Below are 24,716 nucleotides of genomic sequence, written 5' to 3' on the forward strand. Positions count from 1 at the left end.
TTAATGTTAAAAAACATTATTTTAATTTAGCAACTATACAATTCCATTCTCCATCTTTGTTTACTTCCATAACCTCAAATCCACACTCATCAAGCTTTGAAGTAACCATGTCTACTCTTTCATGTATTATTCCTGAAGTAATAAATAATCCACCTTTATTTAGAGCTTTACTAACATCATCTGTTAATATACAAATAATTTCTGCTATTATATTTGCAACTACTATATCAGCTTTACCATCAATTACATCAAGAAGATTTCCTTCTAATATTTCAATATTATCTAAATCATTTAATCCTACATTTTCTTTAGCAGATTCAACTGCTACTGGATCTAAATCAACTCCTAAAGCTAATTTTGCTCCAAGCTTTGCTGCAGCTATGGCTAAAATACCAGAACCACAACCAACATCAAAAACAGTTGAATCTTTTTTCACATACTTTTCTAATGCTTTAACACACATTCTTGTAGTTTCATGTGTTCCTGTACCAAATGCCATTCCTGGATCTAATTCAATGACTAACTCTTCATCTTTAGGTGCATATTCTTCCCACATAGGTTTTACAACTATTCTGTCTGTAATATTTGATGGTTTATAGTACTTCTTCCAGTTGTTTGCCCAATCTTCTTCTTTTATCTTGTCACATTCAACTATACCTTTTCCTATATCTATTCCCATGTCTTGAATTTCTTTAATTTTTTCCTTTGTAATTGAAACTATTTCTTCTAAATTATCGTCTCCAGAGAAATAAGCTTTAACTACTGCAAATTCACCTTTATGCTCTAATACGTTTATGTCTGCAAAATCCCAAGTTAATGGTCCTTGATCTCTTGTTAATAAATCGTTTGGGTCTTCTACGGCAACCCCTTGGCTGTTTAATCCATAAAATATTCCTGATACAGGTTCTATTGCTTCGCAACTTGTTATTACTCTAACTTCTATCCATACTCCGTTCATATTAAATCACTCCTACACTTATTTTAATTTTTTAGTCTTCTTTTATTGCTATTAAAAATTTAGTTTTTATTCCTTGTTCCGTAAACATTCTTTCATGTTCAGTTTCAACATTTCCTTCAAAACCACTAGTATGTAAATCATAAGTTATATATTCAATTCTAAACTTACCTTCTTTAAAATATTCAAGAGATTCTTCAAATAATTCATCATCATCTGTCTTAAACCAAATCTCTCCATTTTCTTTTAAAAAGTTTCTATATTGAGTTAACTGTCTTGTATGAGTTAGTCTTCTCTTCTTATGTTTCTTTTTAGGCCAAGGATTGCAAAAATTAATATAAATTCTACTTATGTTGTCATTTTCATCTAACATTTCATTAATAAGACCAATCTCTTGAGCCATCAATTTAATATTATTTAATTCTTTATTTTTCTCGTTATATGCTTTTTCTATATTTCTTTTAGCTAGACCTAGCACTTCGTCTTTTATATCAATTGCAATATAATTAATATTTTCATTATCAGAACCATGTACAGCTACAAACACACCTTTACCGCATCCAAGTTCTAAGTAAATAGGATTTTCATTGTTAAATGATTCCTTCCACTTACCTTTGTTTTCTTTAGGATTTACAATAAAAAAATTACAACTTTCAAGTTCTGGTCTTGCCCATGGCTTTTTTCTCATTCTCATTGTTAATTCACTCCATCTTTTATCTAATGCCTTATAAGTTTAATATCAAACCAATAAGACCTATGTATTTCCTTAATAAAAAAAGAATTCTTTTGCTTATTTTAGCATTAAAATTCACTTTATCATTCATAATAATTATACATATATCGAAATATATTGCAATTATATAAAATTTGAAACACTTCTATTTAATTGGTTTTATAAAATATAAAAAGCTATTTATTTCCCAAAAAAATCAAGAAATAAATAGCTAATCTATACTTATTTTTTAAATTTATTTACTAATGCTTCAAATTCTTCTTCATGATCCTTTAGATAATCATGAAAATTAACATTATCTTTTTCCAATAATAATGCTAATTCATAAAGAAATTCTGGAATATCTTCTGTTAAAATGTCTCCATATATTTTACCAAGTCTTGCATTGCCTTCTTCAAAAGATCCATTTATATGAAGTTCAAATACGTCTTTAGTTTCATCATTTACTCTCTTCTTCTTTCCTGTAAATCCAATCAAAGCAACTTCATGAATACCACATGAATTTCCACAGCCGGATATATGAACTCTAGGTAATACATCTTTTCTATAATTTTTCTCTTTAAAATATTTTAGTATATTATCTAATATACCCTGGCTATTTAATATGCCTATTTGACATGTAGGTACTCCTATACAAGATATACTTTGTTCTAATGTAGTTTCTCCACCTAAATCTTTTGTAGCTTCTAAAAGCCTTTTAGCTTCTTCTCCATTTAAATTTCTAATATACATGCCTTCTGTCATAGTAAGTCTTATTTCTACATCTTTAGTATTTTCAATTTCGTCAATAATTAATTTTAAATCTTTAAGATATAATTGACCTCCTATTGGATGAAAGTATACACTATACAATCCCTTTTGCTTTTGCTCATACAATCTATTATGTTCTAAATCAATTTCTATACCTTCTTTGTTGCACTCTGATACATGTAAATGCAAAGTCAAATCTTCTTTGTCCCTTAATTCTTTCAAGTGTTTTTTATAGCAATTTAAAAATTCTTCTGGTCCCATTTTATCTAATATATATCTTATACGTGCTTTGTTTTTATTCTCATAGTCACCTTCTTCCATAAATAGATTTGTCATAGCTTCAACATGATATAAGACGTCACTAGGATCTATAAGTTCATCACACACAATTCCTAACTTTGGATTTTTTCCTAACCCTCCGCCTATGTATACCTTAAAATACTTTTTACCATTTTCTACAACTGCTAAAAACCCTAAATCTGTAACAGTAGAATGTCCACAATCCATATTACTGCTTGAAAATGAAACTTTAATTTTTCTAGGAAGATTATATGTATTTATTTTTCTTAAAAAATGATTATTTACTGCTAATGCATAAGGTGTAACATCAAAAGCTTCATATCTATCTACACCTGCTAGTGGAGACATTGCAACATTTCTTGGATAATTTCCACCTGCTCCTCTAGTATATATATTATGTTCTAATCCTTCTTTCATTATTTCACATGCATCATCTATAGATATATCATGAAATTGAACAGCTTGCCTTGTAGTTAAATGTATCTTTTCTAAATTATACTTTTTAGCCATATCATATATAAATTTTAATTCATCTACATGTGTTATTCCTGATGGTATTCTAAGACGCACCATAAATTTTTCACCACCACGATGAGCATATGTTCCCATGCCACCAGATATTTTCTTAAAATCCATTGCCGACATTTTACCTTCACAAAAATCATGACCTATTTTTCTGAAATCTTCTATTTCATCTAACAAAATTTTTTTCAACCTATCCATTAAAACCTACCTACCTTTGCTTTAAGATTAACAATAAACAAACATTTATAAATTCCTCTACTCACTAGCTTTATATTACAATATAACCCATCTTTAAAATATCCCTAAAATTAAAATGGTGCTTATCTTACAGTATTATCTTTATATATATTTCACTTTATTATGCAAAAAAATCGTTTCAAATTATATTAAAATTTGAAACGATTTTTTATTTAAAAATTATTTTTTTCTTCCGAAAAATGTTTTCTTAGAATTATGAGTATTTTCATTCATTTCTTCACCGCAAGCTTCCATAAACGTATATAACGCTTCTTTTTGCTTTTGATTTAATCCTTTTGGTATATCAACAATAACTCTTACATATTGATCACCTTTTCCAGTAGAATTAACTCTAGCAACACCTTTTCCTTTTAATCTAAATAGTGTTCCTGATTGTGTTCCTTCAGGAATAGTATATTTCACATTTCCTTCTACTGTTTTAACTGTAATCTCTGTACCAAGAGCTGCTTTAGCCATTGATATGTGAGTATCTATATAAATATCATTTCCTTTTCTTGTGAATTCCTTTGATTGAGCTACATTTATTCTAATGTATAAATCTCCAGGACTTCCCCCTCTTAAGCCATGTTCACCTTGTCCTCTAAGAGGCATAACATTTCCAGTATCAACTCCCGCAGGAATATTTACGTTTATCTTTCTTGTCTTTCTAACATTTCCATTTCCTCTACAATGTGTACAAGGTTTTTCAATTATATTTCCTGTACCACTACATCTATCACAAGTTGATGTTGATACAAAACTTCCAAGTGGAGTTTGTCTTTGTACTCTTACTTGACCTGAGCCGCCACAAGTTGGACAAGTCTTCTTAGAAGTTCCAGGTTCAGCACCTGAACCATTACAGTGTTCACAACTTTCGCTTCTATTAACTGTAATTTCCTTTTCAACTCCAAAAACAGCTTCTTCAAAAGTTAATGTTAATGTATATTCAATGTCATTTCCTCTAACTGGTCCATTTCTTCTACGTGTACTTGAACCGCCAGTAAACATATCAAAAATATCTCCAAAGCCGCCCATATCAAAGCCACCAAAGCCGCCTGATCCAAATCCACCGCCATTAAAATCAGCTGTTCCAAACTGATCATAATTAGATTTTTTTTCAGGATCAGAAAGCACTTGGTACGCTTCATTTATCTCTTTAAATTTTTCTTCTGCTTCTGCATTTCCCTTATTCTTATCGGGATGATACTTAATAGCTAATTTTCTAAAAGCCTTTTTTATTTCATCATCACTTGCACCTTTTTGAAGTCCAAGAACTTCATAATAATCTTTGTTTGCCATTTATTAATGTTCACCACCTAGTTTTGTTTTCTACCTTAAAGAGGGAAGACGAGCATTGCCTTCCCTCTGAATTATTATATTAGATAACTAGAATATAGTAAAATTATTTATCATCATCTACTTTAAAATCAGCATCTACAACATTGTCATCATGTGGTGCTTGCTCTGCTCCACCTGCTGCATTTGGATCAAATCCACCAGCTTGAGATGGATCTCCACCTGCTGCTGCATAAACTTTAGAAGATACAGCATAGAATTCTTGAGTTAATTCTTCTGTAGCTTTCTTTATAGCTTCTAAATCTTCTCCATCTTTTATAGCTTTAAGAGCTTCTAATTTTTCAGTAACTTTAGCTTTGTCTTCTGCTGATACTTTATCTCCAAGTTCAGTTAAGGCTTTTTCTGTTTGATAGATTAATTGATCTGCATTATTTAAAGTTTCTACCTTTTCTTTTCTCTTCTTATCTTCTTCTGCAAATTTTTCTGCTTCTTTTACAGCTTTATCTATTTCTTCATCATTTAAGTTAGTAGATGCAGTAATAGTTATATTAGCTTCTTTTCCTGTTCCTTTATCTAATGCTGATACTTTAACAATACCATTAGCATCAATATCAAAAGTAACTTCAATTTGAGGAATTCCTCTTGGTGCTGGAGCTATTCCTGATAAAGTAAATCTTCCTAATGATTTATTATCCATAGCCATTTGTCTTTCACCTTGAACTACATTTATTTCAACTGATGTTTGACTATCTGCTGCAGTTGAGAATATTTGACTCTTTTTAGTTGGAATAGTTGTATTTCTTTCAATTAATGGAGTTGCTATTCCACCAGCTGTTTCTATTCCTAAAGTTAATGGTGTAACATCTAATAATAATACATCTTTAACTTCTCCTGTTAATACTCCTGCTTGAACTGCAGCTCCTACTGCTACACATTCATCCGGATTAACTCCCTTTGATGGATCTTTTCCTGTAAAGTTTTTAACTGCTTCTACAACAGCAGGTATTCTTGTTGATCCACCAACTAAGATTATTTTTTCAATTTCATCTATAGAAATTGCAGCATCACTTAATGCTTTTTTCATAGGTTCAATACTTCTTTGAACTAAGTCATTAGTAATTTCATTGAATTTAGCTCTTGTTAAGTTTAGGTCTATATGTTTTGGACCTGTTGCATCAGCTGTTATAAATGGTAAATTGATATTTGTTTGCATTGATGAAGATAATTCAATCTTTGCTTTTTCTGCTGCTTCTTTTAATCTTTGAAGAGCCATTTTATCTTGTCTTAAATCAATTCCATTTTCTGCCTTAAATGTTTCTGCTATATAATCCATAACTTTTTGGTCGAAGTCATCTCCACCAAGTTTTGTATCACCATTAGTAGATAATACTTCAAATACTCCATCTCCTAATTCTAAGATAGATACATCAAAAGTACCACCACCTAAATCATAAACTAATATTTTATGATTTGAATCCATTTTATCTAATCCATAAGCTAAAGCTGCTGCTGTTGGTTCATTGATTATTCTTAATACTTCTAAACCAGCAATTTTACCTGCATCTTTTGTTGCTTGTCTTTCACTATCATTAAAGTAAGCTGGTACTGTAATAACCGCTTGAGTTACACTTTCACCTAAATAGCTTTCAGCATCAGCTTTTATTTTTTGAAGTACCATAGCTGAAATTTCTTGTGGTGAATAGTTCTTACCATCTATATCAACTTTATAAGAAGTTCCCATATGTCTCTTTATTGAGATAATAGTTTTGTCTGGATTTGTTATCGCTTGTCTTTTAGCTACTTGACCTACTAGTCTTTCTCCGCCAGCTTGGAAAGATACTACTGATGGAGTAGTTCTTGCTCCTTCTGAATTTGTTATAACAACAGGTTCTCCACCTTCCATAACTGCAACACATGAATTAGTTGTACCTAAGTCAATTCCTATTATTTTTCCCATAATATATTCCTCCTAAATTTGGTTTAATTTATTTGTATATTTTATTTAAATATTAGCCTCTTTTCATAGGCTAGTTAATTAGTTAGCTACTTTAACAACTGTATATCTAATTACTTTATCTTCTTTTTTATATCCTTTTAAGAAAACTTCTGCAATTTGATTTTTTCCCATATTCTCATCTTCTATATGCATTACTGCTTGATGAAGATTTGGATCAAAATCTGCTGATGCATCTATTTCTTCAACTCCTAGTTTTTCAAAAGAACCTTGGCAAGATTTTATTGTCATCTCTACACCTTTTTTTAGGTCTTCAAGACTTCCTTCTGCAGCAACTGCTCTTTCAAGATTATCTAAAACAGGAACTAATTCTTTTAATACATCTACACATGCATCTGAGTATATTCCTTGTTTTTCTTTAGTTGTTCTTTTTCTGTAGTTGTCATATTCAGCAGTAATTCTTAATACTCTATCATTTAAAGATTCCATTTCCTGCTTTAATTTTTCATTTTCTTCTTTATACTTTTTCATCATGCTAAGTTCATCCTCTTCTTCATTTAAAGATTCTTCAGAAGCTTCATCATTTAGATTTTCCTTATCATTATTTTCAATGTTATCTTCTTTTTTTTCATTTTCTTCGATAACATCTTCAATTATCTCTTCTACTTCTTCATTTTTTAAAGTTTCACCATTATATTCCATTTCTGAAATTACACCTCTTCTCTTATTGATTATAAAAATTATTTATTCTGATTATTTAACATATTGTTTAATTCTTTTACAATTTCAGCCATTATTGCTATTACTTTAGAATAATCTATTCTTCTAGGACCTATTAATCCAATGGTTCCAATGGGTCTATTTCCAAAAGAATATTCTGCAGCTATTATGCTACATTCTTTAGCTTGTGGCTTATAATTTTCTTCACCTATTCTAATAGTTATATCTTCATTTGTTTTAAGTAAATCTCTTAATGACTCTTTATCATTAAGAAGAGATAACATTTCCTTAGCTTTTTCAATATCGTTGTATTCTGGATAGTTAAATATATTAGTAGTGCCCTCCATAATTAAATCAGGTGAATCTGCTGCATTTTTTAGAGTTTCATATAATGGAGTTAACAAAGCATTAAATAATTCATCGTATCCTTGTAAATCTTCTTTTAATTGATTGATAACTTGTAAATTTATTTGTTCTATACAAAGATTTACCAGTCTCCTATTAATAACTGCATTTATCTTATTCAATTCCTCAATTGTCGGCGTTGAATTAACTCTTATTATATGATTTTTCATTACTCCAGCATCTGTTATTATTACTGATACTAATGTAGTACTATCTACTTTCATCAACTGAAGTGATTTAATAAAACTTTTATTTACTGATGGAGTTTGAACTACACAAGTTAAATTAGTAAGTTCTGATAATAAAGAACTTGTTTGTCTAACTATTTTATCTACTTCTAACATAGCCGTATCTATAATATATTGCTTTATTCTCAAATTTTCTTCAGGTGTTAGCAATTGATTTTCCATCAAATTATCAACATATAATCTATATCCCTTACTAGATGGAACTCTTCCTGACGAAGCATGAGGTTGTTCTAAATAACCCATATCTTCAAGATCTGCCATCTCATTTCTAATGGTTGCAGACCCTACCCCTAAGTTATACTTTTTAGCAATAGTTCTAGAGCCAACTGGATCTCCAGTATGAATATAATCATTGATAATAGCTTGAAGTATTTTTATTTTTCTATCATCAATAGTCATAATCTCACCTCTTTTGTTAGCACTCACTATGTTCGAGTGCTAATGACTATGTTTTTAATATAGTATTTATCATGTTTTTTGTCAATTCTATTTATATTTAATATAAAGATCTTCACTTCTTTTATTTGATTTTTTATTGACTTTTCTCCATTTTTCTCATTTTTACTCTAATTTACTATAAAAGTTATATTATAAAATCACTCATAACACTATTTGATACTTCTATTCCACGAGATGTCAAATATATTCTACCCCCATTACGAACTAATAATTCTTGTTTAATATTTTTATCAATTATGGTTCCATATACCTCGTCTATATCTTTTTTAAACCTCTCTTTAAATTCGCTTTCTTCTATTCCGCTAATCATTCTAAGCCCCATAAACATGAATTCTTCCATGTTATCATTTATATTATTTTTATAGATTTCATTTTCAACATTTTTATTATTATTTATATTTTTAATATAAAGTTCTATATCATCTATGTTTTTTATTCTTTTCCCATCAATATAAGAACTTGCTGAAGCTCCTAGTCCTAAATATTCATTTAATTTCCAATAAACTGTATTATGGTAACATTCTTTTTCATCTTTTGCAAAATTAGAAATCTCATATTGATTATATCCATTATCTTTCAAAAATTCTTTTGTGAGCAAATACATTTCTCTTTCTTCTTCTTCAGATGGTAAATTTAATTTATCTTTATTATATAAATTATAAAAACAAGTTCCCTCTTCAATTATTAGACTATATGCAGATATGTGTTCTGGATTAAATTCTATTATTTTCTCTAATGTTCTTCTCCAATCTTCTACACTTTGATTTGGCAATCCAAACATTAAGTCTATATTTATATTTGTAAATCCTACTTTTCTTGCCAATAAATAATTATTTTCAAATTCTTCAAGAGTATGAATTCTCCCGATTTCTTTTAAAAGAGATGATTTTGTAGATTGAAGTCCCATACTTATTCTATTTACATTATATTTTTTCATAATTTTTAGCTTATCTTCACTTAAACTACCTGGATTACATTCCATAGTAAATTCTAAATTTTCTTCTAATCTTAAAGTATTAATGCATTTTAAAAGCTTCTCTAATTCTATTTCATTTAAATAAGAGGGTGTACCACCTCCAATAAATATACTTTTAATTTTATAATTGCTAGATTTAGTTCTAATCTCCTTATTAAGTGCATTTACATACTCACTAATAAATTTTTCTTTTCCTGAATATGAGGGAAAATCACAATATAAGCATTTTTGCTTACAAAACGGAATATGTATATATAAAGATATTTCTTTTAAAAATAGTTCTTTCATCTTTTCTCCTCCTAATTAATGCTTTTTAATACTTTTAGATGAAAAAAGCTGACAAATTTGTCAGCTTTTTTTCTTATGTTTAATTTTTATTATATTTTTAATCTACTTTTAATACTGCCATAAATGCTTCTTGTGGTACTTCAACAGAACCAACCTGTCTCATTCTCTTCTTACCTTCTTTTTGCTTTTCAAGTAATTTCTTCTTTCTTGAAATATCTCCACCATAACATTTAGCCAATACATCTTTTCTCATAGCTTTTACTGTTTCTCTTGCTATAATTTTTGAGCCAATTGCAGCTTGAATTGGAACTTCAAACATTTGTCTTGGAATTATTTCTTTTAACTTCTCAGCTATGCCTCTTCCTTTGCTATAAGCTCTTTCATCTGGAACTATCATTGATAATGCATCAACTACATCTCCATTTAATAAAATATCAAGCTTAACTAACTTAGTTGTCTTGTATCCTTTAAATTCATAGTCTAAAGATGCGTATCCTCTAGTTCTAGATTTTAATGTATCGAAAAAGTCATAAACTATTTCATTTAGCGGCATATCATAAGTTATTACTGCTCTTGTTTCTTCTATATATTGCATGTCTATATAAATTCCACGACGTTCTTGACATAATTCCATAACAGCTCCAACATAATCAGTTGGTGTAATTATAGATGCTTTTACCACTGGTTCTTCCATAAAATCTATTTCTGTCATTGGTGGTAAATTAGTTGGATTAGTAATATCCAATACTTCACCATTTGTCTTAGTAACCTTATATATAACTGATGGTGCTGTAGTAATTATATCTAAATTAAATTCTCTTTCAACTCTTTCTTGAATTATTTCCATATGCAATAATCCTAGGAATCCACATCTGAAACCAAAACCTAATGCGATAGATGTTTCAGGTTCAAAGTTTAATGCTGCATCATTTATTTGTAATTTTTCTAATGCTTCTTTTAATTCATCGTACTTTGCTCCATCTACTGGATATATTCCTGAATAAACCATAGGTATTGCTGGTTTATATCCTGGTAATGCCTTTCCTGTTGGTCTACTAGCTTCTGTTATAGTATCACCAACTCTTGCATCTCTAACATTCTTTATTGATGCTGTTATGTAACCAACGTCTCCTGCGCTTAATTCTGGAACTGCAAGCGCGCTTGGAATAAACACACCTACTTCAGTTACATCATAAACTTTGTTAGTTGCCATAAGTTTTATTTTATCACCTGGTTTTACTTTACCATCAAGTACTCTTACAATAGATACAACACCCTTATAACTATCATAATAAGAATCAAAAATCAAAGCCTTTAAAGGTGCTTCTTCATCTCCATCAGGTGGAGGTAAAGTTTCAACTATACTTTCTAAAACCTGTTCTATATTTAAACCTGTTTTTGCTGAAATCATAGGTGCACTTCCTGCATCTATTCCTATTACATCTTCAATTTCTTGTTTTACTTCTTCTGGTCTAGCTGAAGGTAAATCAATTTTATTTATAACTGGTGAAATTTCTAAGTCATTATCTAAAGCTAAATAGCAATTTGCTAAAGTTTGAGCTTGAATCCCTTGAGTTGCATCAACTACTAATAAAGCACCTTCACATGCTGCTAGACTTCTAGAGACTTCATATGTAAAATCCACATGTCCTGGAGTATCTATAAGATTAAATATATACTCTTCTCCATTCTCTCTCCTATAGACTAATCTAGCTGCTTGAGACTTTATTGTTATGCCTCTTTCTCTTTCAATCTCCATATTATCTAAGATTTGTTCTTCCATTTCTCTCTTAGTTAATGTTCCTGTTGTTTCTAACAATCTATCTGCAAGTGTTGACTTACCGTGATCGATATGTGCTACTATTGAAAAATTTCGTATATATTTTTGTCTTTCACTCATATATATAACTACCTTAATAAGGCAGTTTAGTCACCCCCATTGTATTTAAATAAAACCTTTTATTTTTTTCAAGTGCCTAAATTATATCATACATGTATTTAATATTTCTATATAAAACTTTTTCAAACCCTTTTATCTAAATATTATTCTTTAGATTTATGAGTAAAATTATACGCATTTTCTTTTAAACCAGTAAAATTAATACTAATTTTGTTATATAAATTTTTTAACTTCTGTGTAAAAATAGATTCTTCATTAATTCTTAAGTCCTTATTACCTATTCTGATCAACAATTGTTTATCTTGTTCTTTATAAATTTTAATTGTTGAATTATCTTTTATAAAATTTGAAAAGTCTTCTCCAAACTCTTCACTAACTAATTCGTAATTTTGCTTTGTATTTCCAAGTGGAGATAATGATTTTGTATTAATGATATTCACCTTTATAAGTCCACCTAATACAATTAAGATCAGCATAATTACTGGTAACATTCTTCTAAATATCCCGTGTTTTTTTTCTCTCATTTTAAAAGACCACCTTTAGATATATTTATCTAAATAATGGTCTTATTCCATTAATATTATTCATTAATCCCTATTTATTTAATATTTCAGCAATAACCCTTGCCATGCATCTTGCTGTAACTTTTGCTTCTTCAATTGAATTTACATTAGATCCCATTTCAAAAAGTAAGCTTCCATCACTTTTACTTTGATTAAATGCATTTTTTCCTCTATTATAAGTTAATATTTTTCTTGTTAATCCTGGAAATAGTTCTTCTGTCTTTTTAAATACTTGTTCTGTTAACGCTTTATTTTTATCATACCTTGTACTATTTTTAGCATTTACAAACATAATTTTAGCAGCTTCTGTCCCTTCAACTTTTGTAGTCATAGCACCTTTGTCAGGCACAGAATCTCTATGCAAATCTAATATAATTTTAAAATCACCATATTTTTTTAGATACTTATCTACCGTTTCACTTGATCTTGAATAACTATCATTATATGAAACGCTATGATTTGTTTTATCATGTATTACTGAAATTCCATAGTTCTCTTCTAATTCTTTTGCTAATACATCTCCAACGCCAACTACATTTGCATTTTCATCAGTAGTATCAGCAGGAGCCTCTGCATAATTTTCAGTTGTATGTGTATGATAAATTAAAATTTCAGGTTTAGATACATTTAGTTCCTTTTTTAAGGATGCATCATAAATCTTACTATTTAATGATTTTTCATTTGATGAAAATTTTAATATACTGTCTTCATTTACGCTAAATTGATTAAATGTTAATGTAGACTCATCATTTCTATCTATATTATTAAAAAAGCCAACTTCGCTTTTTAATATATTCTCATATGTTAACCCGTCCAAACCAACTGATTTTAATAAAACATTTTTTAAAGATAAGTTATTTTCCGCATAACTTTCTTCATTATAAACTTGTTCTTTTACTATTGGCATACCTAAGTTTAATAATTGAACATATGCATATCCACCTCTCTCATTACATTGCTTCAATACACTGCCAACCCTTAGAAAAAATATAAACACTATAATAATTAATAATATTAGTCCACTGTTAATTCTGGAAAGAAACTTAGTTCTTGCATTCTGTTGTTTAAAATTTTTTCTTCCTAATGTAAGTTTATACAAGTTAACCCCCCCTTGCTTCTTTTATATTTATATTAATAAATTTACATAATTATTATCTTTATTTATAAAATTATTAATTTTATAAAAACAAAAAGTGGCTAAGCCACTTTTAATTTAAAAACTTATTTATATCTTCCATTTCCATATCAGGTTGAAGCGCCATATTTACACCATTAGATATAATTTTAGATAATGCCTCAATAATCATATCTACCTCTTTTGGTGCTACTATTAATTCACCAACATTAGCAGATAAAACCTCTTTTATAAGAAGTTTCTTTTCTGATTTATCAATATCTTTTAACATATTATAAAATTCTTTTCCTGATGAAGATTTGCTTATTAATTCATCTATAACTAAATCTATTGAGTCACTAGCAATTGTAGCTGCATCAACAACTGTTGGTACACCTACTGCAATTACTTTTACACCTAAAGTTTTTTCACTTATTTCTTTTCGGTTATTTCCAACACCTGCACCTGGAGATATTCCCGTATCTGAAATTTGAATTGTTCTGTTAACTCTTTCTATACGTCTTGAAGCTAATGCATCTATGCAAACTACCACATCAGGTTTAACTTTATCAACTAAAGATTTTATAATTTCTCCGGTTTCAATGCCTGTTATACCTAATACACCTGGTGCTATAGCACATACAGGCCTTACGGAATCATCAATAGCCTCAGGCATAACAACTTGCAAATGTCTAGTTACCATTATTTTTTCTGCAACTTTAGGTCCTAAAGCATCTGGTGTTACTTGCCAATTTCCAAGACCAACTACTAGTGCTGTTTGCTTTTCCTCTAAATTAATAAGTCTTTTTAATATTTTTCCTAAAACCTTAGAAACATCATCCATTATTCCACCATCATAAACTGTAAATTCTGGAATATCCATTGTTATATAATTTCCTACAGGTTTACCCATTTTTTTAGCTCCATCTTCATTTTCTATCTTTACTGTAGTAAATTTTATATCCCCCTCTTTTTCTTCTTCTGCAATAACTCCATCAATTTCTCTATTATGTTTTTTTATATACATTTCCCTTGATTCAATTGCCAAATCTGTTCTAATATCCATTGTTACCTTACCTCCATATATCAAGTTATTCTTATTTTTAGCTAGATTTTTCTTATAAAAATCGCCTTTCTCTATCTGAATCTTAGAAGAACTTATCCACATGCAACCCATTGATTATCTCATATATTACAAAATAAGATTATTGTTAATGGTAGCAATCAGATAAATGCTTAATACTATTATTTTTCCTATATGTTTAAATTTAATACTTGTATTACATAACTTTCAATGTTATAATAAGGTTTGTTGAAATTAAACGTTGAGCAGATTTCCCCGAAAACTGCTTAGGCCCTATAAAACTTTAAGGGGGTGAATCAAGAATGGCAAACATAAAATCAGCAAAAAAGAGAATTAAAGTTACTGAAACTAAAACTTTAAACAATAGAATGATTAAATCAGCGTTAAAAACTGTAATTAAAAAGTTTGAAGCTGCTGTAGCTGGTAACAATGTTGAAGAAGCTAAAACTGCTTTCGTAGCAGTAACTAAGTCTTTAGATGTGGCTGCTTCAAAAGGTGTTGTTCACAAAAACATGGCTGCAAGAAAGAAATCTAGATTAGCTGCGAAATTAAACGCTATGGCGTAATCTAATAAACCCACCATTTTTGGTGGGTTATTTATTTTCTTATCTTTTTACTGTTAAAGTATTAATAAGTAACAATTCCATTTCCATAGTCTTATCTAGTCCACTAGATTTTAAATTATTTTCTGTATTAACACACAATTTAACAAGTTCACTTAATTGTTTTTCTGTAAATTTACTACTTTGTGCAACTAATTTTTCACAAACAAACTGTGGTAATCTTAATTCTGTCATGAAATTATTTATCTTTTTCCCTTGTCTTAATCCAGTTTTTATATCATAAAGTTTGATAAAATGTCTTTGAATATTACTTATTATTAACATATGTTGATCTGATTTATATAAAATTTCCTTCATTACATCCATTGCACGCTCTATTTTTCTTTGTGCTATTAATTCAACTAAATCAAATACATCATCTTCTCCAGATGATGATATTAACATATCAATATCTTTTTTAGTTATTTCTCTTCCATCTGTATATGAAATCAATTTATCAATTTCTCTTTTTATTATGTCAAAATTATTTTGCACTTTTTCTGCAAAATATATAAGTTCTATTTTCCCTATATTCTTTTTATTTATTTTAAATAAATCATTTATTTTCTTAATATAAGAGTCTCTTCTTAATTTATCACAATGTACAACTGGTATTAATTTATCTAATGAATTTAACTTTTTATTCTTATTAGGTTTTTCCCTTTTATCATTAAATAAATAATACATTATTAAAATAGTATACGGTGGCATGTCAGAAGCATATTTCAACATACTTTTATAAGTCTTATTGGATGCTTCATCACTTTTATCTTTCAAAAAATTAGCTCTGTATACAATGACAACTTTTTTATCACTCATCATTGGAAAAGTTTCACATGCATTCATAATTTCATCATAATTTGTTTTCATACCATCTATTCTTATTAAATTAAGATTATCTTTATCATTTCCTATAGTCTTATTAAGTATTGAGTTTATAGAATCCTTTATAAGCTCTTCATCTAATCCACAAAATATATATGAATTTTTTATATTTCCTTTTTCAATTTCTCTTTCAAAAACTTCATAATTAATCAAAGTAAAATCCGCCTTCCTATACTTCACATCTAAAATAGCACTTTACCTTTAAATAATATAATTTTATTTATATTATTATCGCTAAAATTTATTATATCATAATCCTTAGAATTAACTTTTGTATTATTAGTTTTAAGAATATAATTTTTATCATCAACCTTTAATACACAATTATTTTTATATTTTTTTATTTTAGCTTTATCACCTATATTTATAATTCCATTTTCTCTATATGTTTTTGTAGCAAAAGTCATATTTTTTAATTTTTTTATATCTATATTATTTTTATTTGTTACAAGTACTCTATCACCTTTATAAGTAATTAAAAAAGAACCTTCATTATAATATTGTATTTTAGGTAACGGACTATATAGTTCAATGGTTATTGCTACTATAAATAAAATAGGTAAATAAATAAATTTATATTGATTATTTTTTACAAAATATAAACTTATTAAAATGCTCATATAAAATATAGCTATATATTCATTACCATTGATTATAGGTAATGAATAATACTCTAATTTATCTAATGTCCAGTCAAACCATTTCAATATAACTAAATTAATATAACTACAAAAATCAAATAAGCTAGGTATAACATATGTAACTGGTAAAATATTGCCACATATAACTATTAAATTAATAAACGGCATTAAAAATAAATTTCCCAATATAAAATTGATAGAAAAATCTTTGAACACTAAAACTAAATATGGAAAAGTAAAAATTTCAGCTGATAAACTAATACTTAAAGTATTTCTTAACACCTTAGGCAATTTATAAAACTTATAATTAAGTTTCTTATTATACAAAATTATTCCTAGTGTTGCCAAATATGATAAATGAAATGAGACTTCAAAAACAGCATAAGGTCTCATAAGTAAGAGTACTATTCCAGATATGCTTAATGCTGAGATAGAATTATTATTTCGTTTCAATAAGTGACTTAATTCCAATGTGCTCAGCATTAAAAATGCTCTAATACTTGAATAATTACTGCCAGTAAATAAAACATATATTATAGTAAATATCAAACCTAGCTTAATGCCTAAAAATCTTTTTAGAACACTATATACTATAGCAACATGTAATCCTGAAACACTAATTGCATGTATTATTCCAAAGCTTTTCATATACTCCTTATCTTCATCATCCAAACACTCTGAATAACCAAATGCAATAGATGAAATAAGTCCTGCCTTTCTTTTGCCAATATTTTCTTCTAGCATTTGATATACTTTATTTTTAATATTATACAGTTTACTTATAAAATCATCATCGCTTTTTTGTAAATTATTTATAAAAAGAGTTCCCACTATCCCCTTTTGTTTAATATCGTTATCTTTTAATGTTCCTTTTACATTAAATTTATCGCCTTGAGTTAACTCATCTTTTAAATTTTCTATTATAATTTTTTTACCATTATAACATCCTATTGTTTCATATGAATTATTCTTTAATATTCTTACTTGTGCATCTACATTGGAATTAATATTGTAATAAGAAAAATTAATAAATAATCCAATTGCAAAAATTAAGCTAATTATAAATATAAAGTTAATTCCACAATAATAAAAAACACATATTAAAAAAAAGCCAACAATAAAAATTGTAAGCTTCTTAAAATCAGAAAACAATCCAAAAGTAATTGAACTCAATATTAGCGTTATAAAAATATATACTATTGGATTGGCTATTTCTTCAATTCTTTTTGTGTTCAAATAGCTCACCTCATCAATGAGTTTTGCCACTTTTTAAATAAAATTTCAAACACAAGTAAAAATACTACTATTATAGCTGAAATAATCATGCAGTTATTTGTTATAACTACTTGTTTTAACATAAATGTTGCTCCTAATGATACTATTGATAAAACTAAAGATATTATCATTAATTTTCTTTCTATTGATGAGTGCCTTAGGCTTATATTGCTATTAAATGCAATAAATACAATTCCACCTAAAGACATTGTTAACAATGAAATTAAATATCTACTATTATCTTTTAATATATATGTTGATATTAATGTTATTGCACTTAATAACATTGATCTACCTATCACTTCTTTCCTGCTTATATCCATTCCATCTTTCAATAATAAAATTAATGCAAGTGGTACACTTAAAATTATATTTATAAATAATATATTAAAAATATCTAATGATTCCGATATTCCAACCATTGAAGACAATAATAAAGTTATTATTTGTGTTAAAACCAATGTATAAATACCTTTAAATGTTCTATTAATATTATGATTTAATTTTGTTGCATAATCTTTTATCTTAAAAAATCCATCTAAATAATTTTCTTTTATATAAACATCGGATATTTTCTTAACTAATAAAGAAGGTTCTCCTTTAGCTATACCAACATTAGATAAATTTAAACTTGGTAAATCCCCCAAATTTTCTCCTGTTGCTGATACTTTATATCCATCTTTATTAAATAGAGCTATTATTTGAGACTTTATTTCAGGATTTATTCTGGAAAATACTCTTACTTTATTTAATAAATCTTTTAATTCTTTAGAACTTAATGTATTTAATTCTATTCCTGATACAACTTGTTCATTTTTATATATAAGTCGTGCTTTTTTTGCTGTTGTGATAGCACTGATTTTATTTTCTTCTGTAAATAGAATTGGAATTATACCATTATCCTTTATTTTATTAACTCTTTCTTCAATATCTTCTTTAAGTGGATTTTCTAAAGCAATAATACCCACAAAAACCATATTACTTTCTATATTTTCATCCGTTGATGGTTGATAACTAAAATTTCTATATGCAAAGGCTTCCGTTATTAAACCTTCTGCTGAAAATTTTATATCAATTTCTTTTATTTTAGATTTTTCTTCATCAGTAAGTTCTTTCTCTACTCCATCTACCATAATATGAGTACATCTTTCTAATACCGAATCTAAATTACCACGTGAATTAGCTCTATACCATCTTTTTATTCTATTCAAAACTGTTATCATTTTTTTATCAAAATCCATAGGTATTTCAATAATTCTAAGATTTTGATTATCTAAAATTGATTTATATACTTTCTTTTTAGACGCATATTCTAAATATGCTATCTCAGCTAAGTCACCTGAACCATTATTATTTTCAACATTATAAATAGAATTATTACATAATAACGATATATCTAATATTCTCGTAATATTTATATCCTTAGAATATTCGACATTCTCAGATAAAGATATTTCATTATTAGTAAATATTTTTTTTACTATCATTTTTTCTTGAGTTATTGCTCCAATTTTATCTAAACACATTATATTAATATTATTTATTAAATCAAAAGTAGAAAAATTTATAATATTAATATCTTGTTTTAAAAATAATTCAGAAATATATTTAACAGCTAGTGCTATAATTAAAAAAACTGGTAAACATCCAATTATAAAAAATCCAGTATATAAATCACTTATGTCTTGTTTTACTAAATTAATACTTATCATTCCGCATATTAATATTAGGAAACTATACAACAGATACTTTCCCCATTGTTTTTGTGTTTTGTTTAATAGGGTGTTCTTTCTATTGCTTGCATATGTAAGCATTGCTAAAAGTCTTCCAAGTTGAGTAGAATTCCCTATTGAAATTACTATACCTTCCCCATTGCCTTCTTTTATTACAGAACCTTTAAAAAGTATATTGTTCATTTCACTAAGTGAATTTATTCCACCGCTTATTTTACTTTCGAATTTCTCTTTAAAAAATGTCTCCCCAGTAATATTTTTTTCATCTACTTTTATATTGTTAGCTTTTATTATTCTTATATCAGCAGGAATCAAGGAATCTTTTTTAAAAATTACTATATCGCCTATTAATATATCTTCTGCTTTTATTATTTGTTGTAGACCATCTCTTACTACAGTAGCCGTAGCAAAGTTCAACTTTTCTAAAAAGCCAATTTCCTTATCTTTTCTAATGTTATAAAACATAAGTGCTGCAGTATTTATAATTAAAAATCCTAATATAATAAATTTATAATTATTAAAATTCAATACAAATAATAAAATTGTAAGTATTAAATATATTAATATATGTACTTGTTTAAATATACTTAGTATATTCTTAGATACTCTATTCCCACTTGGTAATTCTATCTTATTACTTCCATACTTTTCTTTTCTTACTACACACTCACTACTATTAAGTCCTTTTTGTATATTACTGTCTAACATTTCAACAACTTGAAGCCATGTACTTTTACAATATTTGTCCAAAAAATCCCCCCACCTAACTAATAATTAAATAAATAATAAACCAGCCTATAAACTGGATTATTATTTATTAATTATAGTATAAATGTTAGTAGATTAAAAATAAAGTTAAAAATCTACTCTTTTGTTTTAGGGTTGAATATTAGAGCCATTAAATAACCAAAGAAAATAGCAGCAGTTATCCCTCCAGCAGCACCTTTAATACCTCCAGTAAAGGCTCCTAGTAATCCTATTTCTTTTACTTCTTTTATTGCAGCTTTAGCTAATAAATTTCCAAATCCAGGTAAAGGCACAGTAGCTCCTGCACCTCCTATCGCAACAATTTTATCATATATTCCAAAAGCACCTAATATTGCCCCAATTGTAACAAATAAAACTAATATTCTACCTGGTGTTAACTTTGTTGTATCCATTAATATTTGTGCTATTATACATATAATTCCACCAGTTATAAAAGCACTTAAATAATCCATATATGTATTCTCCTTTCAAAAACTTATTTCATTTCTATTGCAACTGCATGTGCTATACCTGGTATACTCTCTCCTTGAAGAGATGAAGTTGGACTCATTAAAGCTCCTGTAGATACTAAGAGTACATTCTTTATTTCTTTTCTCATTAATTTTTTATAAAATTCTCCTGCAAATACAACTGCTGAACATCCACATCCACTTCCTCCTGCAGCAGTTTTTTGTTGTTCATTATTAAAAATTGCTTCTCCACAATCAATATGATTAGATCTTATATCAAAACCATATTCCGATATTAATTTGTCTGCTAACTCTTTTCCTACACTCCCTAAATCACCTGTTGCTATAACATCGTAAAATTCTGGTTTTCTTCCTGTATCATTAAAATGACTTACTAATGTATCTACAGCCGCTGGAGCCATTGCAGCTCCCATATTATTAGGATCTTTTTGACCATAGTCTTTTACTTTTCCAGTAGTTACATAAGTTACCTCTGGGAATTTTCCTTCATGCCCCAATACTAGTGCACCTGAACCTGTTACAGTCCATTGACAAGTAGCACATCTTTGGCATCCATATTCTAGAGGAAATCTAAATTGTCTTTCAGCTGAACTAAAATGAGATGACGTTGCAGCTACTACATGATCTGCACATCCAGAGTCCATTATTATAGATGCTAAACTTAATGATTCTGTCATAGTAGAACATGCTCCATATAATCCAAAAAAAGGTATATCAAATTTTCTTGCTGCAAAGCTCGAAGATATTATTTGATTTAATAAATCTCCAGCAAAAAGATAATCTATATTACATTCCTGTAAATTAGCTCTTGACAAAGCCTCTGTTATAGCTGTAAACATCATTTCACTTTCAGCTTTTTCAAAACTATCTTTGCCACAAGTATCATCATTTAATATTTGATCAAAATACTCCTTTAAAGGTCCTTCACCCTCTTTAGGTCCTACTATGGAGTAAGCAGAAATTATTTTAGGTGGATTTGTTAATTTAACTGTTTGAGATCCTATTTTCTTACTATCTATTTTCATATTTACACCTACCTCAATTAACAAACTATAGTAATTAATCTTAATATCTAATTAATATAAAAAACAAAGTGGTTGTTCCACACTTTTTTAGTTGAGAGTGGAGAGATTAGAGTTAAAAGTTTTGGTAGAAAGTCATAAAGACTTTCCAAAATATATGTTTTTTAAATTCCAATATAGAATTTTCTCCTTCACTCTACACTTTCCACTCTCAATTCTCAACTAATATTTACTCATAAATCTAGATTTTATCAACTTTTATAACTATAAATCTATATAATAACTTTTTATTTTAAAAAATAGACATTATATAATACACAATACCTATAATTACAGACGTTCCTATACCATATACAAGAACTGGACCTGCAATTGTAAACATTTTGGATGCTACTCCAAAAACAAAACCTTCTTTTTTAAATTCTATAGCTGGAGATACAATTGCATTTGAAAAGCCTGTTATTGGTACTACTGTTCCTGCACCTCCAAATTGTGCTATCTTATCATATATCCCTACACCTGTTAATAATGCACCAAAGAAAATCATAGCTATAGAAACAATTGTTTTTACTTCATCTTCTGGCAAACCTAATGTTGCTATATAATTATTTATAAATTGTCCTATAGTACAAATTATTCCTCCAACAAAGAAGGCTTTCGCACAATCCTGAAGTATTTTGGGCTTTGGTTCAATTTGCTTAGCCATCTTTTCATATTTTTGTCTTATGATTTTTTCATTTCTTTTTTTCAATATTTATCACTTTGCTACTTGTAAATATAAACTTGTAGCATTCTCCTTTCTTTTTTATTTTTATATATCCATACATAAGTATTATTTGTAAATTTAGAAAATTTAATTATGTTAATTTGTTCCTTATTATCATTCGCCTAAAACTATTGTATATAGATCCCTTAAATATAATTTATTTCAATTTTAAACCACACAATTTTCAAAACAAAATTACTGATATAATTTCCTAAAGAAAATAAAAAAACAGATGATTGTCTCATCTGTTTTTTTATATTTTTTATAAAAATCACCATTTTAATTTCTATTCCTCTAATTTCTCTCGCATTTTTAAAAGTACCTTTTTTTCAATTCTTGATACTTGAACTTGACTTATACCAAGCAATTTAGCTACTTGGACTTGTGTCTTATCTTTAAAATATCTTAATACTATAATCTGCCTGGCTTTTTCATCTAGACTTCTTAACGCCTCTTTTAGTGCTATTTTATTTATCATTCCAATATCATCTTCACCTTTTTCACTTAACTTATCTATAAGCAATACAGGTGCTCCATCATCTTGATGAATTGTATCATAAAGATATTGTAGACTGTTAGCTGATTCTATAGCAAATATTATTTCTTCTTTATCTACTCCAGAATATTCTGCAAGTTCATCTATAGTAGGACTACGATTTAATTTTTTAGTTAATTCTTCTTTTGTAAAGTGTATACGCTTTGCTAAGCTTTTCACATTACGACTGACTTTTATCATCCCATCGTCTCTTAAAAATCTTTTTATCTCTCCAATGATCATAGGTACTGCATAAGTTGAAAATTTAACATTGTAACTTAAATCAAAATTATTTATGGCCTTTACGAGTCCAATAGATCCTATTTGAAATATGTCCTCATAGTCATATCCTCTATTTAAAAATTTCTTACTTATAGAAGCTACTAGTGGTAAATTCATCTCTATTAATCTATTCATAGCTTCAGAATCACCGTCTTTAGCTAAAGGTAATAATTGTGAATTATCATTATAATTATATTCCTCTCTATTAAAATTCTCTGTTCCCATATTTTTCCCCTAACTTAATATGTTAAATTTTTTCTTCATTCTAACCCTTGTACCCTTTTCCTTTTCACTTTCAACTAATAACCCATCCATAAATGTTTCCATAACAGTAAAACCCATTCCTGATCTTTCCAAATCAGGACGTGATGTATATAATGGCTCCATCACTTTCGGTATATCTTCAATACCTTTTCCATGATCCGTAATCTCAATGGTAACTTCTCCATCACGAATTTCAACTTCAATTTTAATAATTCCATTTTCCTTATTTTCATATCCGTGTATTATAGAATTAGTTACTGCTTCTGATACTGCTGTTTTCACATCACTTATCTCATCTATAGTTGGATCTAATTGAGCGATAAATGCAGCTACAGCTACTCTTGCAAAAGCTTCATTTTGAGATTTACTTACAAACTCCAAATTCATTTTATTTTCATACACAATAAATCCCTCCATCTTAAATGCATCTTACTGCCTCATCTACAGTTTCATAATGTTTAATTATTTTATATAATCCTGTTAATTCAAATACTTTATTTACGCTTTCCTTTATATTGCAAATACAGAGAGCGCCACCTTTACTATTAAGTTTTTTATTTCTTGCAACAACTACTCCAATTCCAGAACTGTCCATAAAACTCACTCCAGAAAAGTTTAAAATTAATTTTTGTATATTATCTCTATCGATTCTATCGTCAATTCTAACTCTAACTTCTTCTGCACTATGATGATCTAACTCCCCAATCATAGTGACTATTAAAATTTCATCATACTTATCAAATTTTAAATCCATATAAAAATACTCTAAAATTTTTCTTAGAGTAATTCACCTCCTTAGTTTTCTTTACCATATTTTAACATACTATTTTATGCACCGTCAATTTGTTTTATTACATTTTATTCTATTTATTCAATTTTATATAATAAAAATGAAATATCTCAATGACATTTTAATCAAAAGTGTAAAGATTATAGTTAAGAGCTAAAGTGCTTTGCTAAAACATA

22 protein-coding genes are annotated in these 24,716 nt (G+C 27.9%); 1 reads left to right on the top strand and 21 read right to left on the bottom strand.

What is annotated here, in order from left to right; all coding sequences use genetic code 11:
- Positions 1 to 16 precede the first annotated feature (16 nt).
- From prmA to gpr, 12 genes are all read right to left on the bottom strand, one after another.
- Entirely contained in the window at positions 17 to 958 is a 942-nt protein-coding gene (gene prmA, locus RGC78_RS04155; protein ID WP_252212596.1) for a 50S ribosomal protein L11 methyltransferase, read from the bottom strand.
- A gap of 31 nt (positions 959 to 989) precedes the next feature.
- Positions 990 to 1,649 carry a tRNA (guanosine(46)-N7)-methyltransferase TrmB gene (trmB, locus tag RGC78_RS04160; RefSeq protein ID WP_252212597.1) on the bottom strand — a complete coding sequence of 220 codons (660 nt, stop codon included), beginning with the start codon at positions 1,647 to 1,649 and terminating at the stop codon, positions 990 to 992.
- A 261-nt stretch (positions 1,650 to 1,910) separates the two neighbouring features.
- A complete protein-coding gene (locus tag RGC78_RS04165) occupies positions 1,911 to 3,461 on the bottom strand; it encodes a nitrite/sulfite reductase (RefSeq protein WP_309556107.1) in 1,551 nt (516 codons plus the stop codon).
- Between the two features lie 219 nt (positions 3,462 to 3,680).
- Positions 3,681 to 4,799, bottom strand: a complete 1,119-nt coding sequence (gene dnaJ / locus RGC78_RS04170) for a molecular chaperone DnaJ (RefSeq protein ID WP_252212600.1) — start codon at positions 4,797 to 4,799, stop codon at positions 3,681 to 3,683.
- Between the two features lie 103 nt (positions 4,800 to 4,902).
- Positions 4,903 to 6,753, bottom strand: a complete 1,851-nt coding sequence (gene dnaK, locus RGC78_RS04175; RefSeq protein WP_252212601.1) for a molecular chaperone DnaK — start codon at positions 6,751 to 6,753, stop codon at positions 4,903 to 4,905.
- Positions 6,754 to 6,831: 78 nt separating this feature from the next.
- Complete coding sequence (gene grpE, locus RGC78_RS04180) at positions 6,832 to 7,452, bottom strand: nucleotide exchange factor GrpE (protein WP_252212602.1); 621 nt, start codon at positions 7,450 to 7,452, stop codon at positions 6,832 to 6,834.
- 38 nt (positions 7,453 to 7,490) lie between these two features.
- On the bottom strand, positions 7,491 to 8,522 hold the full coding sequence (gene hrcA / locus RGC78_RS04185) for a heat-inducible transcriptional repressor HrcA (RefSeq protein WP_252212603.1): 1,032 nt from the start codon (positions 8,520 to 8,522) through the stop codon (positions 7,491 to 7,493).
- 184 nt (positions 8,523 to 8,706) lie between these two features.
- Positions 8,707 to 9,846, bottom strand: a complete 1,140-nt coding sequence (gene hemW / locus RGC78_RS04190; protein ID WP_252212604.1) for a radical SAM family heme chaperone HemW — start codon at positions 9,844 to 9,846, stop codon at positions 8,707 to 8,709.
- A 97-nt stretch (positions 9,847 to 9,943) separates the two neighbouring features.
- Positions 9,944 to 11,746 carry a translation elongation factor 4 gene (gene lepA / locus RGC78_RS04195; protein WP_252212605.1) on the bottom strand — a complete coding sequence of 601 codons (1,803 nt, stop codon included), beginning with the start codon at positions 11,744 to 11,746 and terminating at the stop codon, positions 9,944 to 9,946.
- Positions 11,747 to 11,889: 143 nt separating this feature from the next.
- On the bottom strand, positions 11,890 to 12,270 hold the full coding sequence (locus RGC78_RS04200) for a hypothetical protein (protein WP_252212606.1): 381 nt from the start codon (positions 12,268 to 12,270) through the stop codon (positions 11,890 to 11,892).
- Positions 12,271 to 12,340: 70 nt separating this feature from the next.
- The gene (locus RGC78_RS04205; protein ID WP_252212607.1) at positions 12,341 to 13,408 is read right to left on the bottom strand and encodes a stage II sporulation protein P; all 1,068 of its coding nucleotides are present in this window, start codon (positions 13,406 to 13,408) and stop codon (positions 12,341 to 12,343) included.
- 109 nt (positions 13,409 to 13,517) lie between these two features.
- Entirely contained in the window at positions 13,518 to 14,489 is a 972-nt protein-coding gene (gene gpr, locus RGC78_RS04210) for a GPR endopeptidase (RefSeq protein ID WP_252212608.1), read from the bottom strand.
- 320 nt (positions 14,490 to 14,809) lie between these two features.
- Here gpr and rpsT point away from each other — a divergent pair, with 320 nt between their 5' ends.
- Positions 14,810 to 15,073 (top strand): 30S ribosomal protein S20, encoded by a 264-nt coding sequence (rpsT, locus tag RGC78_RS04215; protein ID WP_252212609.1) that lies wholly within the window; start codon positions 14,810 to 14,812, stop codon positions 15,071 to 15,073.
- 39 nt (positions 15,074 to 15,112) lie between these two features.
- On the opposite strand, the gene holA is transcribed toward rpsT, so the two are convergent.
- From holA to spoIIAA, 9 genes are all read right to left on the bottom strand, one after another.
- Entirely contained in the window at positions 15,113 to 16,147 is a 1,035-nt protein-coding gene (gene holA, locus RGC78_RS04220; RefSeq protein ID WP_252212610.1) for a DNA polymerase III subunit delta, read from the bottom strand.
- Positions 16,148 to 16,176: 29 nt separating this feature from the next.
- Positions 16,177 to 17,871, bottom strand: coding sequence for a ComEC/Rec2 family competence protein (locus RGC78_RS04225; RefSeq protein ID WP_252212611.1), 1,695 nt, complete (start codon positions 17,869 to 17,871; stop codon positions 16,177 to 16,179).
- Between the two features lie 5 nt (positions 17,872 to 17,876).
- A complete protein-coding gene (locus tag RGC78_RS04230; protein WP_309556108.1) occupies positions 17,877 to 20,393 on the bottom strand; it encodes a P-type ATPase actuator domain-containing protein in 2,517 nt (838 codons plus the stop codon).
- Positions 20,394 to 20,506: 113 nt separating this feature from the next.
- Positions 20,507 to 20,863, bottom strand: coding sequence for a stage V sporulation protein AE (spoVAE, locus tag RGC78_RS04235; protein ID WP_252212613.1), 357 nt, complete (start codon positions 20,861 to 20,863; stop codon positions 20,507 to 20,509).
- A 23-nt stretch (positions 20,864 to 20,886) separates the two neighbouring features.
- Entirely contained in the window at positions 20,887 to 21,906 is a 1,020-nt protein-coding gene (gene spoVAD / locus RGC78_RS04240) for a stage V sporulation protein AD (RefSeq protein ID WP_252212614.1), read from the bottom strand.
- A 289-nt stretch (positions 21,907 to 22,195) separates the two neighbouring features.
- On the bottom strand, positions 22,196 to 22,654 hold the full coding sequence (spoVAC, locus tag RGC78_RS04245; RefSeq protein WP_286673994.1) for a stage V sporulation protein AC: 459 nt from the start codon (positions 22,652 to 22,654) through the stop codon (positions 22,196 to 22,198).
- A 301-nt stretch (positions 22,655 to 22,955) separates the two neighbouring features.
- Complete coding sequence (gene sigF / locus RGC78_RS04250; RefSeq protein ID WP_252212615.1) at positions 22,956 to 23,711, bottom strand: RNA polymerase sporulation sigma factor SigF; 756 nt, start codon at positions 23,709 to 23,711, stop codon at positions 22,956 to 22,958.
- Between the two features lie 9 nt (positions 23,712 to 23,720).
- Positions 23,721 to 24,152: an anti-sigma F factor gene (gene spoIIAB, locus RGC78_RS04255; RefSeq protein WP_252212616.1), complete on the bottom strand. Its 432-nt coding sequence runs from the start codon at positions 24,150 to 24,152 to the stop codon at positions 23,721 to 23,723.
- Between the two features lie 16 nt (positions 24,153 to 24,168).
- The gene (gene spoIIAA, locus RGC78_RS04260; protein ID WP_252212617.1) at positions 24,169 to 24,504 is read right to left on the bottom strand and encodes an anti-sigma F factor antagonist; all 336 of its coding nucleotides are present in this window, start codon (positions 24,502 to 24,504) and stop codon (positions 24,169 to 24,171) included.
- Positions 24,505 to 24,716: the final 212 nt, after the last annotated feature.

Source organism: Clostridium aquiflavi (assembly GCF_031344075.1).
Taxonomy (GTDB): domain Bacteria; phylum Bacillota; class Clostridia; order Clostridiales; family Clostridiaceae; genus Clostridium; species Clostridium aquiflavi.

Excerpts from the sequence above, each read along its gene's own strand:
- prmA (WP_252212596.1), bottom strand. The coding sequence starts at position 958 with ATGAACGGAGTATGGATAGAAGTTAGAGTAATAACAAGTTGCGAAGCA.
- trmB (WP_252212597.1), bottom strand. The coding sequence starts at position 1,649 with ATGAGAATGAGAAAAAAGCCATGGGCAAGACCAGAACTTGAAAGTTGT.
- RGC78_RS04165 (WP_309556107.1), bottom strand. The coding sequence starts at position 3,461 with ATGGATAGGTTGAAAAAAATTTTGTTAGATGAAATAGAAGATTTCAGA.
- dnaJ (WP_252212600.1), bottom strand. The coding sequence starts at position 4,799 with ATGGCAAACAAAGATTATTATGAAGTTCTTGGACTTCAAAAAGGTGCA.
- dnaK (WP_252212601.1), bottom strand. The coding sequence starts at position 6,753 with ATGGGAAAAATAATAGGAATTGACTTAGGTACAACTAATTCATGTGTT.
- grpE (WP_252212602.1), bottom strand. The coding sequence starts at position 7,452 with ATGGAATATAATGGTGAAACTTTAAAAAATGAAGAAGTAGAAGAGATA.
- hrcA (WP_252212603.1), bottom strand. The coding sequence starts at position 8,522 with ATGACTATTGATGATAGAAAAATAAAAATACTTCAAGCTATTATCAAT.
- hemW (WP_252212604.1), bottom strand. The coding sequence starts at position 9,846 with ATGAAAGAACTATTTTTAAAAGAAATATCTTTATATATACATATTCCG.
- lepA (WP_252212605.1), bottom strand. The coding sequence starts at position 11,746 with ATGAGTGAAAGACAAAAATATATACGAAATTTTTCAATAGTAGCACAT.
- RGC78_RS04200 (WP_252212606.1), bottom strand. The coding sequence starts at position 12,270 with ATGAGAGAAAAAAAACACGGGATATTTAGAAGAATGTTACCAGTAATT.
- gpr (WP_252212608.1), bottom strand. The coding sequence starts at position 14,489 with ATGGATATTAGAACAGATTTGGCAATTGAATCAAGGGAAATGTATATA.
- rpsT (WP_252212609.1), top strand. The coding sequence starts at position 14,810 with ATGGCAAACATAAAATCAGCAAAAAAGAGAATTAAAGTTACTGAAACT.
- spoVAE (WP_252212613.1), bottom strand. The coding sequence starts at position 20,863 with ATGGATTATTTAAGTGCTTTTATAACTGGTGGAATTATATGTATAATA.
- spoVAD (WP_252212614.1), bottom strand. The coding sequence starts at position 21,906 with ATGAAAATAGATAGTAAGAAAATAGGATCTCAAACAGTTAAATTAACA.
- sigF (WP_252212615.1), bottom strand. The coding sequence starts at position 23,711 with ATGGGAACAGAGAATTTTAATAGAGAGGAATATAATTATAATGATAAT.
- spoIIAA (WP_252212617.1), bottom strand. The coding sequence starts at position 24,504 with ATGGATTTAAAATTTGATAAGTATGATGAAATTTTAATAGTCACTATG.